Source organism: Nonomuraea typhae (assembly GCF_009760925.1).
Lineage (GTDB): Bacteria > Actinomycetota > Actinomycetes > Streptosporangiales > Streptosporangiaceae > Nonomuraea > Nonomuraea typhae.
The window spans coordinates 254,654-267,875 of sequence record NZ_VRLV01000014.1 but is presented as its reverse complement, the minus strand read 5'-3'; the positions used below and the strand labels follow the sequence as shown (position 1 = coordinate 267,875).

Genomic DNA, 13,222 nt, shown 5'->3' with positions numbered 1-13,222 from the left:
GGTATTGCATCACGTCGATGCAGTGCTCTGCGCCCTTGGTACTCCTGGGTCGTTCACGCAGCCGCACCCCCAGCTCACCCCTGGTCTGGGCCAACAGCGGTGCCGCCAACTGGGGCTATGCCCTGCTGGCCTGCTGCTACGCGGCCAACACCCGGCGGGGTCCGGCGCCGGCGATCGGCATCGCGGTCGTCGCCGGCAGCCTGGCCCTTGCCAACGTCGTGCCCGCCGTACTGTCGCTGTCGGGGATAGGCGACGTCGCGCGGCCGGCTGCTTCGTGGACGGTCACGTTCGAGAGGCGGGCACAGCGCTCGTGCGGTTGGCCGGGGGCGCCACGTTCTGTCCAACTACGCCGAAGGCAAACGATGACCACGATGAAGTCCATGGCGCTGGTGCCGGGTACGTTTGCCGCGACCATGACCGTCGGCGCCACGACCGCCTCCGCCGCGTGAGGCCGTCCCAGGCTAAAAGCCCGAATGGCCTGACCGCCTTCGGCAACGGGAGACGGTCCGCATACGGCAAGGGTCCAACCTCCCTTGCTTGTGAGACGGCCGATGGGGATGCGACTGGGCGCGTGCCCGGCCTCGTGCGCTTCCGCCGCTCCCACGCGTGAACTGCCCCGATGGTCTACGCGCAGCTCACATGGGCGGAGCAATCTGCTCATCCCGTTGCTACATAACCTGCCAGGGTTTCGGCTCCTCGCAGTCCGCCGCTCCTGGCGGTGAGGAAGCGCAGATGAACCGCCCGGTCCTGGACACGTCGCTGGGCCAGGAAACACGGACACGGAGTTGTCTCCGGCAGAACATCGCGGCGACCGCATGACCCAATCGCCTCTACCAGTCCTCCGATGGGAGCCATCGCCATGAAGAACAGCGCAATCGCATCGACCATAGCCGCGGCCGCTCTGGCAACGTTCATCGCGCTGCCGAGCCCAGCCGCTCACGCTGCAACGAAAACATGTGAAATTCCCGCCTTTGGGACAACGTGCAATACAGGAGTCTTGCGCGCCATCGGCAATGTCATCTGGACCGAGGTCCGTAACTGCTACGTCACCGGGATAGGTTCATCGGTGGACTGGAAGCTTGTCGACGACAACGGTGTCGCAGTGGCCTACGGCACGGTGCCGTGGGGCAGGCAGTTCCAGAAGACGACCACGGGACTCTACAGCTACTACCGGCTCGAACTCCGTCATGGTAATCCGGGCGCGCGCGGTCGGATGCTCAACACCAACCCCAGCTGGGGCGGAGGGTGGAGTGACTGCTGAGAGGGCTTCCTCCGCCACAGGGCAACAGCCTGCCGCTTCCACGACAGGTCCGTCCCCGCGGCGGCTCCCACGCCGGTCGCGGGACGAATGTCGCGATAGCCACGTAGCAGCAGGGCGGCGACCATCGAGATGGCCGTGCACCTGCTGACCCGCAGCAAGGGCACGATCGGCGAGCTCGCCGCCTTACTGACCAAGGCGGCCATGGCTGCGAGAAAGAACAGGCTGAGTCCTGCCAAACGCTCGAGCGCTTCGACCGCAACCGGCAAACCCTGATCGACATCGGCTTCAACCCGGCCGCATCGCCCGCCGTTCCGGCCGCCACGCCCTGCTGCCCCCATCAGTGACGCTGCGTCGTCTACCTGAGGGCCGCGAAGTCGGCATGCGCCTGCTCCACCGCCTCGGGGTAGGCGCTCTTCTTCTCGGAATCGGCCAAGGCCCGGCAGACGCCGGCCAGAAAGTTCTGACCTTTGTTCTAGCCGGTCGGGAGGTAGAGGTCCTTGCGGATGTCCTCCAGCCTTGCGGCGCAGCGCGGAGTGCAGCGTGTGCCGCTCGGATATTGAGTTACGCGCCCTGAGCTGTGGTTATGCGACGTGGGTGGTATTCGCTGATCGTGCTTGCGACGACGGGTTCTCGGCGGATGGAGCGCAGGTCGAGGAGATCGTTCATGGCCTGGGCTGGCTGCGTTGCGGTGTTCGGGGGACGTTGGTGCCGGGACTGGTGCGGCCGGTGTCCGTTGTCGTGGATCAGATACTCCTGAACCAGCCGGGCCAGGTGGCGTTCATCCGAGGAGCCCGCGGCAGTGTGGTGATGACCTGCAGCTCCTCGGCTGTGAAGACCGCGCTGAAGGCCGTGGTGAAGAAGGGATTCCGATCGTGGATCAAGAGCCGCAGCCCAGCGATGCGATTGCGCAGGTTCATGACCAGGTTGCGGGCCTGCTGCATCGTCTATGCCCCGGTCGGGTGCGCGGTCACTGCGGCCAGGTGCAGTCGCCGGGTGCCGTGCTCGATGAAGACCAGCACGTACAGCCGTTTGAGCGTTATCGTCTCGACCACCAGGAAGTCGCAGGCGATGATCGCGTGGGCCTGGGCGGTCAGGAACTGCCGCCAGGCCGGCCCGGCGCGGTGCGGGATCGATACCCGAGGCGTGCAGGATTTCCCGCACCGTTGAGGCCGCGATCGGGTAGCCAAGCCGGGCTAGTTCGCCTTGAATTCTGCGATGGCCCCATGTCGGGTTCTCCCTTGTCATCCGAATAGTCAGTGTCTTGACTGGCCGGCGGGTGCATGGCCGTCCCGGGTGCCGCCGGTGGGTGAAGGTCCACTTGCGCGCCACGGAGTGACGATGCCAGCGCAGGATTGTCGCCGGGGTGATCGGGAATACCTCCGCCCACCGTCGGCGGCAAGCCGGAGTCGGTCGCCATGATCCCGGCGTGGCCGACCATCGAGCTGGCGGTGGAGGACCTGGTTCTCGTGACGGAGCACCAGCAGCTCGACGTCCTTGGGCGGATCAGCGCGGACCAGCACCGTCAGCAGGCCGGACAAGTCCCTCACCAACCGGTAGACAAGCGACAACACCACCTCGCGATGGTCGCAGCCGCCGCTCTCATCGCGCAGCAAACCCCAGTTCACAGCACGAAACCGTGTTTTCGAGCTGGACACGATGCCCTCGGCGGCCAGGAGTTCCGTCCAGGACCGCCACAGCCGTACCGGGCAGGTCAGTTGATGGCTGCCGTAGGGGAGGGAGATCAGGGGGCTTATGGCGGACGGGTGTAGTTCGCCCTCAGTGATGGTGTTGATCGGGTTGTGAGTGACCTTAATCCCGTTGCATGGGATGACAGCAACCTGACAGCCTCGGCCTGATGGACGAACGAATCAGCGAAGAACTACGGGTCAAACTGCACGAACTTGCCCGCGTTCAGGAGGCCTACCCTGGTGACCTCAATGATGAGCATGAGCGCTGGGCCCTATACCTGGTCGCGATCCGCCAAGGACTAGGTATTCCCCAGCTTTTCGACTTGCTCCCGCTGGAGCCGGAGCTCGACATGGCTTCGTCTGCGGTGGTGAACCTGGTGGAACGCGTGGCTCCCGAGGAGCGTCGAGCCTGGTTGTCTCGAATCCCGCAAGAAGCCCGTGAGTACCCCGAAGGGCGCGTTGCCGAACTCGAGACAGTGGACGCCATCCTCTCTGGCGATCTTCCGGCCAGCCACGTGGCCGGCAATCTCGACTCCTGGTCCAACTGGCTCCAGCTCCGTATCACCGACTACGTCGAGGACCCGACGGTGTTGGAGATCTTGGCCGAGCACGGCAGAACCAAAAGGATCCGCAGGCAAGCAGCAGCAGGCTTGTGAACACCAGGCGGGGCATGCCGAGGAAACGGACGAGCGGCATACATCGAAGCACGCGTTCTGCGCCCGGCCGATGACGGTCTCAAAGGGTCAGTGCATCACCGCTGGTCAGAAGCTCTGAATAGAGCTTGGCTGGTGACCGGTAGCCCAGGATGCGTCGTGGCCGGTCGTTGAGTTCGGCGAAGGCCCTAACCCCCGCATGCCAGGGCCGTCCGCGACCCCCGGAGGCGGCACCCCTAGAGGGTGGGCCGCCGCCCTCCTCACCTCCACCCCTGGCCACGTCACCGTTCCCGCCCATCGCCCAGCCGGCGCCGCGCGCAGGCCCATACGCATGAGGTGCACGGGGCGAGCTACCGGAAAAGGGGCACGTCTCCCGGCGAGCGCACCAGGGTGCCCGGGCCCCATGGAAGGTCACCGCCGGGCGCCCCAGACATCCGATCCGCCGACGTCGCTGGCAACGATTTTTACGTCGCGCGTGCGACATAGCTGCTACTCGGGGTCTTCCGGCAGCCAGTCCGGTCCGGGCAGCGGAAGGAGGTCGGTGTCGCGTGAGCGAACACCGGGCGCTCTCAACGAACGGGCTGCAGTGTCAATAAGCGTAACCGCAGGTAAACTGATCATCATCGGGGCCGACGAGGCCTCAATGACTGCTATGGCGTTGTTCGCAGCCGCAGGTCAGAGCCAAAGTCTTGCCTGATTCGCGTACGGCAGCACTATTGACACTGCAGCGGCCCCGGCCGAACAGCTGGGCCGTACGGCAGCACGCCGACGGGCCAACACCCCGGCGGGCAGGCCGCGCCGGGGCGTAGCGTTCACGGTCGTGACCACCGTGTATCGCCCCGGCAGCGCCGGGACCGGGATCGACGCGGATGCCGATACCGCGGTCGGCGATCTGCTGGTCGAGCGCGCCTACGATGTCAGCACCCGCTGCGCCGCCAAGCTGCGGCGGCTGGCCGCACAGCTCGGCGAGGCCGACCTGGTCGACGGCGAACGCCGCCGGCTGGCCGTCGCGGCCGCCGACCTGCAGGAGGCGCTGGCCATCTTTTCCGACCACCGTCGTCGGCGACGGCGCACGCGACGGGGTGCTGGGGCTGGCGGCCGCCGACGACGTCGAGCACCTGCACGCCGGGAGGCTGGCCGCGCCGGCCGCCGCCCGGCTGGGCGATGACGCGCTGAGCGACGTGGTGCTGCTGGCCGCGCTGGGCCGGTCCGGCAACCGGGAATTCGGCGCCGCCGCCCGTGCGGGCGCGAGCTGGCCGCCATGTTGGAAGCCGCCGACATGGCGCCGGTCGAGGTGCGCCAGCGCTGGGCGATATGGGCCCGGCGCCGCGTGCGCGAGGGTCTCCTGGACGAAGGCGAGCGAACCCGGCTCGCTGCGCATCTGGAGGCAGAACTGGCGGCGATGGTCTGACTGTAAGTTCCAGCGATCAACGGCCGAGAATGCCCTGGAGCTATCTGGCCGGGACAGCGGTCGCCTTGATCAGCGCGAGGTGTCAGGCTGGAGTCCAGGAGCCTGGCGGCCAGGTGTCAAGAAGCGCGCCCGTGGGCTCTATCTAGACGCTATTTGCCGGTGATCTCGGGTGTGGTGTTGGGGTACAACCGTGCTGGACAGCGTGATGATCAGGTCCGGGTGATGGACGCAACTCCTGTCACTCCTCAGGCGAATGCGGCGGTTGCTTCATCCAGTCGGGCACGTCCTGGCCGGTGCGCGTGCGGTACTCCGCGCTCACCCCGCCGGAGTCCGCGGCATGGGCCTGGCGCAGCAGATCGACGATCGCGCCGAGGATGTCCTGCGCGTAGTCGGGTAGCTCCTGGCCGGCGAGAAATGCCTCGACCAAGGGGGCGATCGCCTCACGGAAGCGAGCATCCTGGATCAGGACGTTGCGGGTGCCGAATATTCATCCGTGCAGGTCAAAGGCATGGTGGACGATTCGTCCTTTCGGGTGAGTACCTCGAGCGCCGCGCCAGATATCGGCATGATGATCGGTCGTGTTGCTGCGCTTGGCCTATCTCATGGTGACGACCGCCTTCTCGCTCCCGCGGCTGCTGTCCGCAAGCGATCACGACAAGGACATCGAGATCTTGGTGCGCCGGCATCAGCTGAGCGTGCTGCAACGGCCTGCGTTCACTCGGGACGATCGGTTCCTCCTCGCGGGGCTGCTGCATCGTCTGCCGATGGACACGCTGCGGCGCCTCACGTTGCTGATCCGCCCTGACACGATTCTGCGTTGGCATCGTGATCTGCTGCGGCGTCGGCACGCCGCTGTCAGTGCTCATCGGCGGCGGGGACGTCCGCGCACTATCGCTTCGGCCGCTCTCCGATCCCGGCATCGACTCGGCCTCGATCGCCGTGTTCGACGTGATCGACTTGGAGGCATCCTGAAGGAATACCGGCATGTGGCTTGACCTGGCCGGATGATTAATCGGCCCCCGCAACCGCAGCTGGGGACACTTCTGCCCCAGGGCCTTGTCATCGGCTCCGGTGCAGGAGCACCGCTTGTACGTGGTGCCGTCAGCCATCACCTTTCTTCCCTCATCCTGCAATGCCTTCTCCCGCCCATCGCACGAATCACGCACAGCACAACCACGGGTACGGTCGGGCGAGCACGGGCCTGGCCAACGCCGCGGCTGCGGCATGGCCGTGTCGGGCGGGGATGTATCGACGCCCACCTGCATCGGCATCTGTCAAGCCCAATCCGACCGCCGTTCCGCAATTCCACGACCACCACTCCCTGACCCGGACCGGCACACCGTTGCCAGCTTCCGACGATCAGTGGCAGAACACCCTGTCACCAGTCCAAATACCGGCCGCCAGACCCGAAATCGGACAGCCCTGCAGGGCAAGGTTTGGTCAATTCCCCGAAATCCGCGGTCGAAGGTCACCCACAGGATCCACAGCACCAGCTTGGCTACAGCCACGATGGTGGGATCCAGCGGTGCTTCTTCGGCCCGTCGTCGCGTTGTCGTCCGGCACGTTCGCTCTCCTGTCTCACCGGACCGTATGGTGCGCAGTCCTGACGGACCGGGACGCGCGGCGCCGACGATGCCGCCCGCCCACGATCGTCCACGGCACCCGAGCACGCAATGACCCTGACCACTGTGCGGGAGTAGATCTCTACCTCTCAGCGGCGAAGAATCAGCCCGCCGGAAGACGATCCTTCATAGCGAAGACTCAGCGGGAAGCAGTTGCCTCTTCTTCTCCTGGCTGGGAAAGGAGGGGCAACTTCGCGTTGCGCGGCCATGGAGCCTGGTCAATGGTGAGTGGTTTCTCAGCCGTGCTGAACCTGCACGTCGATCACGGCGTCTCACGTGTCAGAGTCCGGAAGGAGAATGACATGTACGGCAGGCTCGCCCTCACGATAATCGTGGCCTTAGCCATGATCGCGGCCCCGGGACAGGCGACGGCAAGTTCAGCGGCAAGCTCATGGGTCAAGCTCGCCGGCACGAGCGCCAAGCTCAACGACGTGCGGGGACCGGTCCGCCTGGCCTCATATGTGCTGGTTTACGACGCAGGCAACGCCAACGTCGCCTACCTGCGAACAGGGAAGACATTCGTCAAGACGCGTTACCGCCAGGTGCAGGTCTCCAAAGGGGGCCGGTGGGCCGCCGGGGTGCCGGGCTATGGGCGATACGTGCCCGCAACCTCTGTCGTGCTGATCGATCGGGAACGCGGTAAGGAATACGTCATCAAAACCCCGGCCGGTGTCACCTCGGCACAGTGGTCGCCGGACGGCCGTACGGTGCTCTTGACCGCGTACCGCACGCGGGGCAGGGGCTACCAGGCCATCGGCTTCATCACCATCGACGTGAGTGACCGTAGGCCACGCCTGGTCAAGGCCGGATCTCCGTGGACCGTCTTCGACTGGGACGTCGGTGACCGGGAGCGGTTCTTCTGGAACGCCGACGGCACCGGCGTGATGGCGACCCTGACGCAGGATAAAGGCATCGCGGCCTACGATCTGAACGGCCGGAGGGCCCGCGTCTATGCGGGGGTGGGCTGGCTCCAAGGCCAGGTGACGTCGCTCTTCCCGGTCTCCGGCCGATACTTCGTCAGCGTCGAACGGCATGAGGGCAGCCACGAGCAGACGACTCTGATCATCGAAGCCGATAGCGGCGAGGTCGCCCACAGGATCTCCGGTGGCAGCTTCCGGGGCTGGTACGACGACAACCATGTGATCATGGCATTCCAGACGGAGGCGAAGCCCCCGACCGGCCCGAACCGGAAGGGCCCCCGGTCGACGTACCGGCTCGTCGGCGTCGACGGCAAGGCTGGTATGACCTTGATCAAGGAGCAGATCTACATCAACGAATCGGTTTCGGGCTACAAGCCGAGCATCGCCTGGCTGGACTTCCCCCGATAGTTGAGGTGCTGTCCTCATCCGATCACGCTGAAGTCCCGTCCTCCCAGAGGACGGGACTCGCGATGTCAGCAGGCCGCGTACACTCGGCTGCTCCGCCCCCACGAACAGGTGTCGATCTTCTTCAGGTCCGAGGCGCGATAGATGCCCGTGGTGTCTCAGGTGTTGTTCCACACGTACCAGGAGCGGCCCCAGGAGAGCGTGGTGCTCGTATCGGAGCCCTGACCCGACCGGACGGTAACTGACTTACCTGCGCCGAGTGTGAAGCGCGGGAACCGGTTCTTGAAGCCGTTCTTGTCGCGCAGGACCCATTTCTCCAGGTGGATCGCCGACCGGGTGGTGTTCTTCAGGACGACATACTCGCCGTTGAGCGGCGTGTTCCCGCCGCGGTCGGAGCTACACCTTCGTGAACTGCACGGCCGGCGCGGCGGCGTAGGCGGGCAGGCTGGCCGCGAGCGTGGCCGCGGCCGGGGGAGAAGTCACACCGTCGCATCCTCTGCGTCTCGAGGGACAGGGAACGTTCCATGAGACGAGCCAGGGCCGGGATCGATTGTCGATGAATGGCGTTCTGTTGGGGTCCCAATGGGCGACATTGACCAGGGTGGCTCCCGGCCTTTACAAGGCCGAGGGGCGCCCTTCATCCTGTCGCACACTCGTTCGGTCTATGATCCTCCCGAACGGCGCTCGAAATGGGGGAGATCATGGCTGACCTGGACATTCCCGCCGACTTGCTCGCACTCAAACGCGACTACTACGCCGCCGACGCCCGCTGCTACGAGATCGCTGCCGGCTTGCCGTCCAGCGTCGATGTGGTCGCCCTCGAGGCGAATCCGGATCCCGAGCGGCAAGCAGATCTGGCCGAGGCGCGTTCGGAGCGGCTGATGCTCGTCGAGGAGATCAACCGGCACCCGTGGCTGGCCAACGCCGAGAACCGGTACGCCCGGTGGGTAGCGCTGAGCAAGGCAGCCGGAGAGGGCGTGGCGGCGACGGCCGAGTGAGACGTACGGTTGCCGCCCCTGGCCAGTGCCTGTGACGGGGGACGATCACCGGGGGCGGAACAGGATTCACTTCCGAACGCAGTCTGTTCCGCTGACGAGGAGTGGGACCCGGGCGAGGCCGGAGCCCGTGCAATTCCAGCCGTCGCCGATCAAGCCGTGGATTGCATAGGGCGGGGGGATCTCTCCAGAGGTAGGAGCGCCCAAGGACGCGTTGCAGTTACGGAAAGCCCGGACAACGGAGCCAACGGCGTAAGCGGTTTCGCAGAGGTAACCCGAGACGGCGGCGTGTGCGCTGGCAGGAGTGGGGACAATCAGCGTCGTCGTGGCGAGCAAGGCGACCGTAGCCGCGGTGCGCAGGCGACGGTGTCACCGGTGTCACCGGCGTCGGCGGCCTGGCGGAGGTAGCGTTCGGCTTCGTGGTCCTGACCTCGCCTCCGTGCCTGTACCGCTTCAATGACCTGCAGGCCGAGGCGAAGCAGCTCGCCATACGGCCGCCTTATGGCGGAGCACCATGATCTCGACATCCTTGGACGCCTGATCACCCCCCAGCAGCACCAGCCGACCGAACACCCGAATCAAGGTCAGATACAGCAGACGAACCGATACAGACCGCGATCTTGCCCGCACGGCATCTGGGTATCAAAGCCGCAGATCAAGCACTACGCAATGAGTTATGAAGCGGTACAGTCGGATGGTATCCCTTGACGGTGCTTGTCGCGCCGATGGGTGAGTATCCGACACGCTGGTGGGGTAGCGGTTTCTTTGCGGCACGGCAGGGCCGATATCCGTAGTGAGATAAATTCTTTGCATTCATTCAACGAAGGAGCATGGCTCTTATCCGTGAGTCGGTATCGGCTTATCTCGCGAGAAGAGCGCGGTCTCAAGAAGCGTCCCACCACCAAATCCGGTGGGCTGAGGGGTCGCACCAGTGCGCGAGGGCCGGCCCCGTGCTATCCCATGTGCAAATATCCAAGGTCATCTTGGCGGGCGGAGGCGAGGAAGTTCCGTCAAGCAAGACGCTGCAGAACGAGTAGTTCGCCGGCCCTTCGGGGGTGCGGTAGGCGGTACATGGCTCCCAGCCCACTACCTCGCCCTTGTTGTTGAATAAGTTGACGGTGGCGATCGTGCCCCATTGATGGTCGCCCACCTGCGAGTCGCGGACACCGATCAAGCCATGCAACCGCCACCTTCCATAATTGTCGACTTCGAGGTCGTCGTAGGCAGAGAAATAGGCGGTTGCCCAGCTCGTGCTGCTGTCCAGGTACGCTGTTTCAGCCGCCCGCGCGGCTGGGCCGACTAGCGGTACCACAAGTGTGATAACAGCCGCTACGGCCACCGCTTTTATTCTGGTGTGCATATCCTGTCCGATCTGTTTGTTGTGCTGGAGCGTTAGGGTGACCTTGTAGCACTTGACAGACGCTGCAGAGCGCGCGTCGGCGCGGGAGACGGCGGCCCGTAAGCCAGACCCAGGAGTCCCGGCCATGGCGTTGGGCCTTGGTCAACGACTGTCCTACCGGATGCCCTCAGTCGTCTCAGTCGAAGAAACCTGGATAGACAGTCCGCTGGGCCGCAGGATCGCACCAGTGGGCTAGTCGTCCCGGCTGTGTGGTGTCCCAGGTACAGATGTCTATCGTGAACTTGTAGGGGTCCCTCACAATTGACCCCTCAAATTTAACGGGGCAGTTTTGGGGACCTGATCGATAGGCTGTGCAGCGGTCCCAAGTCACCCATTCGCCTTGGCGATTGAAGACGTTGACGGCGACAAGAGTGCCCCATTGATGGAAACCCTGCTGTGAGTCATTCGCCATGATCGTCCCTGGGACTGTCCAGTTTCAATCGTCCCACGCGATGGGATTACTCTCGAAAGAGCCGCACCCCCAGCCCTGGTAAGGGCAGCTGAACAAGTACACCCCAGATGCCGCCTGAGCGGCTGGGCTCAAAGGTAGGAGCATAAGAGCTGCAGCCGTCACGATGGCTGCCTTGATTCTGGCCCGCACTGTCTTGATCCTCCTGTAAGGCCACGGGTTAGGCGCTATCTTTTTCGATCCTCGCGGCTAACCCTGCGTTGCTGTTATTTTGATTGTCCTATCGGGCCCCGGCCTGGCTCCGGGTTCCATGGCCTGATCCGAAACGTCGTCCCCGGTACCCCGCCTGACCAGTGACTGAGCCCGAAGCGATACAGCTCACCAGTTTGAGGACATCTTGTTAGCGGCCTTAAGCGTCCTGTCACCAGCCGTCGCCATGCTGAAGGGGAGAGGACTCGGTTGCGGCCTTCGAAGTAGCGTTCCTCACCACAACCAGTAGGGCGGACAAAGCGGCTGGGGCCGATGCCGTACTCCGTCAGCGCACGGTCGTCATAGTGATCTCCTGAATAGTCGTTCACGCGCCCCACTCAGGAGTGGTGAGGCGTGCTCGTCTGCTCATCCTTCGCCAGCTACACGTCCTAGGCCATCATTCGGTGTCAGCCGAATCGGCGGAATGTGCTTCACGCCAGGACTCCGACGCGACGGCCAAGGCCCGGTGCTCGGTGAGTCCAGAGCATGGCCGACCTCGACCGCGGTGATCCGTCCCTGACTGAGTCCCGCGTCAAAAACTCAATCGTGACGGCTCTGAGCTGTGGTTTGACGCTGGAACACCCGGATCGAACTCGGCAACGCGATCTTCGAATGCCTGGAGATCTGGCACAACCGGCAACGACGACATAGCAGCTATTGAAGCGCCAGGTCGCCCGGCCGAAGCCGGACTGGGCCGATCGGGTGCTCTTGGCGGCGTTGGCCCGCTACCTGCCGACAGTGCTGGGAGCTCATCGGCTGGTCACCCTGGGCGCCTTGCTGGCCTGGCACCGTCGTTTGATCAACCGGTCATGGACTTACCCACACCGCGCCGGCCGTCCTGCGATGAGAAAGGAGGTTCGGGAGTTGGTTCTTCGCCTGGTGCGCGAGAACCCGAGGCGGGGGTATCGGCGGGTCCACGGCGAACCGGCTCGGGCTTGCATGTCCGTGAAGCGACCGTGAGACGGATCCTGCGTTCGCGTCGGCACGGTCCGGCTCCTCGAAGCTTCGACACCTCCTGGCTGACGTGCGCGGCCCACAGGGTGGGGCTTTCATGGCGTTGGTGCGTAGGCCGCGGATGGCACCGTGGAGGGCGTGGGCGGAGTGCTCGATGCGGGGCCTGCTGGTTGCCTGCTCGGTGAGCTGAGCGTAGACATCCTCGACGATGCGGGCGGCGGCGGCGTCGATCGACCACGGGTGCCGATCACTTGCGGATAGCCGGCCAGGAAGAAGGCACCAGTAGTGTGCATGGCTTGATCGGCCAAGCGCTGGTTGCCGCTGAAAGTGTCGCGGGCCGAAGGCAAACCAGTTGCGCGCCGGTCAGACGCAGGCCCGTCACTGCCGGCCGCCGCGGTGGTGGTCGGGTGGCGCCGAGGGCGCGGATGGTAGGGGTGCAGGAGGAGACGACTCGATCCACTGTTCGTGGCGCCTGTGCTTTGCCGGAGGGGCCTGGGCCGGATGCGGTGGCTGCGGATATGACGGCGCCTGGGGGTGGGAGGAGAGGGGTAGCCAGGCGAGCGCCTCGCCCACCTCCCGCTGCCCGTGCTCAAGCATGACCGATCGGACGGGCTGGTCGGCATCGCTGGTGAGGATCCGCGCATGTCCCCGGCCGCCGTGGACGCTTACCAGCACGATCAGGCCAGGCTCGGCGTGATGGCGCAGCTGCCGTATCGGCGGCGGTAGCAGGAACCCGGCCAGGTCCGGGTGACGGGCGCGGATTCGCCCCATCATGGCTTCCCATTGCCGGGCCAGGTCCGGGCGCTGGGCGGCGAGCTCCCGGGCGGTCTCCCACCCAACCTGTCTCGGGCCGAGCCGGCTCGGCGGGGCCGGGCTACCAACCGGGTCCAACCCGGCGCGATCGGCAATGTCTATCGCCTCGCGGGACGAGGGAGGAGGGCGCGGCGCACGCGCACGCGTGCGCCTGCGTCGCTGAAGTCATGGCCGAGACGGTAGATCATCTCGCCGACCAACCAGCCTGCCTGCCTGCCGGGCGGCGCGGTCAGATCACCGACAGATCCGTGACAGATGGCGAATATAGCGTCTCGATCATCCGATCCGAAGCGGTCCGGAATCGACCGGATCAACGAGAGGAAGGGTTGTTATGCAGGAATTCGACGTGCTCGACCTGTCCGGCGAAGACCTCGACTACGACGAGGCAAGCACCATGGACATCCCTTGTGCAAGCGGCAGCATGCCGTGTTGCACCAGCTGCG

At 65.1% G+C, this 13,222-nt stretch carries 14 protein-coding genes; 10 read left to right on the top strand and 4 right to left on the bottom strand.

The window, feature by feature from the left end; all coding sequences use genetic code 11:
- The first annotated feature begins 17 nt into the window (after window positions 1-17).
- The 3 genes from FVE25_RS40395 (at window position 18) to FVE25_RS54595 (ending at window position 1,534) form a co-directional block, all read left to right on the top strand.
- On the top strand, window positions 18-449 hold the full coding sequence (locus FVE25_RS40395; protein WP_157252774.1) for a hypothetical protein: 432 nt from the start codon (window positions 18-20) through the stop codon (window positions 447-449).
- Between the two features lie 395 nt (window positions 450-844).
- Complete coding sequence (locus FVE25_RS40390; RefSeq protein ID WP_157252773.1) at window positions 845-1,261, top strand: hypothetical protein; 417 nt, start codon at window positions 845-847, stop codon at window positions 1,259-1,261.
- A gap of 135 nt (window positions 1,262-1,396) precedes the next feature.
- The gene (locus tag FVE25_RS54595; RefSeq protein ID WP_219825858.1) at window positions 1,397-1,534 is read left to right on the top strand and encodes a hypothetical protein; all 138 of its coding nucleotides are present in this window, start codon (window positions 1,397-1,399) and stop codon (window positions 1,532-1,534) included.
- A 470-nt stretch (window positions 1,535-2,004) separates the two neighbouring features.
- On the opposite strand, the gene FVE25_RS54590 is transcribed toward FVE25_RS54595, so the two are convergent.
- On the bottom strand, window positions 2,005-2,202 hold the full coding sequence (locus FVE25_RS54590) for a hypothetical protein (protein ID WP_219825857.1): 198 nt from the start codon (window positions 2,200-2,202) through the stop codon (window positions 2,005-2,007).
- A 3-nt stretch (window positions 2,203-2,205) separates the two neighbouring features.
- Window positions 2,206-2,448 carry a hypothetical protein gene (locus FVE25_RS54585; protein ID WP_219825856.1) on the bottom strand — a complete coding sequence of 81 codons (243 nt, stop codon included), beginning with the start codon at window positions 2,446-2,448 and terminating at the stop codon, window positions 2,206-2,208.
- A gap of 668 nt (window positions 2,449-3,116) precedes the next feature.
- Here FVE25_RS54585 and FVE25_RS40375 point away from each other — a divergent pair.
- From FVE25_RS40375 to FVE25_RS40365, 3 genes are all read left to right on the top strand, one after another.
- Window positions 3,117-3,605: a hypothetical protein gene (locus tag FVE25_RS40375; RefSeq protein WP_157252772.1), complete on the top strand. Its 489-nt coding sequence runs from the start codon at window positions 3,117-3,119 to the stop codon at window positions 3,603-3,605.
- A gap of 817 nt (window positions 3,606-4,422) precedes the next feature.
- Window positions 4,423-4,770 (top strand): hypothetical protein, encoded by a 348-nt coding sequence (locus tag FVE25_RS40370; RefSeq protein WP_157252771.1) that lies wholly within the window; start codon window positions 4,423-4,425, stop codon window positions 4,768-4,770.
- 93 nt (window positions 4,771-4,863) lie between these two features.
- Complete coding sequence (locus tag FVE25_RS40365) at window positions 4,864-5,013, top strand: hypothetical protein (RefSeq protein ID WP_157252770.1); 150 nt, start codon at window positions 4,864-4,866, stop codon at window positions 5,011-5,013.
- A gap of 238 nt (window positions 5,014-5,251) precedes the next feature.
- On the opposite strand, the gene FVE25_RS40360 is transcribed toward FVE25_RS40365, so the two are convergent.
- The gene (locus FVE25_RS40360) at window positions 5,252-5,440 is read right to left on the bottom strand and encodes a hypothetical protein (protein ID WP_157252769.1); all 189 of its coding nucleotides are present in this window, start codon (window positions 5,438-5,440) and stop codon (window positions 5,252-5,254) included.
- 151 nt (window positions 5,441-5,591) lie between these two features.
- Between FVE25_RS40360 and FVE25_RS40355 the strand changes: the two genes are divergently transcribed.
- Both FVE25_RS40355 and FVE25_RS40350 read left to right on the top strand, forming a co-directional pair.
- Window positions 5,592-6,008 carry a hypothetical protein gene (locus FVE25_RS40355; RefSeq protein ID WP_157252768.1) on the top strand — a complete coding sequence of 139 codons (417 nt, stop codon included), beginning with the start codon at window positions 5,592-5,594 and terminating at the stop codon, window positions 6,006-6,008.
- Between the two features lie 848 nt (window positions 6,009-6,856).
- Window positions 6,857-7,963, top strand: coding sequence for a hypothetical protein (locus FVE25_RS40350; RefSeq protein ID WP_157252767.1), 1,107 nt, complete (start codon window positions 6,857-6,859; stop codon window positions 7,961-7,963).
- A gap of 155 nt (window positions 7,964-8,118) precedes the next feature.
- On the opposite strand, the gene FVE25_RS57135 is transcribed toward FVE25_RS40350, so the two are convergent.
- Window positions 8,119-8,286, bottom strand: coding sequence for a lamin tail domain-containing protein (locus FVE25_RS57135; protein ID WP_425489523.1), 168 nt, complete (start codon window positions 8,284-8,286; stop codon window positions 8,119-8,121).
- A gap of 375 nt (window positions 8,287-8,661) precedes the next feature.
- On the opposite strand from FVE25_RS57135, the gene FVE25_RS40340 reads away from it, so the two are divergent.
- Together FVE25_RS40340 and FVE25_RS40335 are read left to right on the top strand one after the other, a co-directional pair.
- Complete coding sequence (locus FVE25_RS40340) at window positions 8,662-8,958, top strand: hypothetical protein (protein ID WP_157252766.1); 297 nt, start codon at window positions 8,662-8,664, stop codon at window positions 8,956-8,958.
- A 3,593-nt stretch (window positions 8,959-12,551) separates the two neighbouring features.
- On the top strand, window positions 12,552-12,692 hold the full coding sequence (locus FVE25_RS40335) for a hypothetical protein (protein ID WP_157252765.1): 141 nt from the start codon (window positions 12,552-12,554) through the stop codon (window positions 12,690-12,692).
- The last annotated feature ends 530 nt before the right edge of the window (window positions 12,693-13,222 follow it).

Excerpts from the sequence above, each read along its gene's own strand:
- FVE25_RS40395 (WP_157252774.1), top strand. The coding sequence starts at position 18 with ATGCAGTGCTCTGCGCCCTTGGTACTCCTGGGTCGTTCACGCAGCCGC.
- FVE25_RS40390 (WP_157252773.1), top strand. The coding sequence starts at position 845 with ATGGGAGCCATCGCCATGAAGAACAGCGCAATCGCATCGACCATAGCC.
- FVE25_RS54590 (WP_219825857.1), bottom strand. The coding sequence starts at position 2,202 with ATGCAGCAGGCCCGCAACCTGGTCATGAACCTGCGCAATCGCATCGCT.
- FVE25_RS40375 (WP_157252772.1), top strand. The coding sequence starts at position 3,117 with ATGGACGAACGAATCAGCGAAGAACTACGGGTCAAACTGCACGAACTT.
- FVE25_RS40365 (WP_157252770.1), top strand. The coding sequence starts at position 4,864 with ATGTTGGAAGCCGCCGACATGGCGCCGGTCGAGGTGCGCCAGCGCTGG.
- FVE25_RS40350 (WP_157252767.1), top strand. The coding sequence starts at position 6,857 with ATGGTGAGTGGTTTCTCAGCCGTGCTGAACCTGCACGTCGATCACGGC.
- FVE25_RS40340 (WP_157252766.1), top strand. The coding sequence starts at position 8,662 with ATGGCTGACCTGGACATTCCCGCCGACTTGCTCGCACTCAAACGCGAC.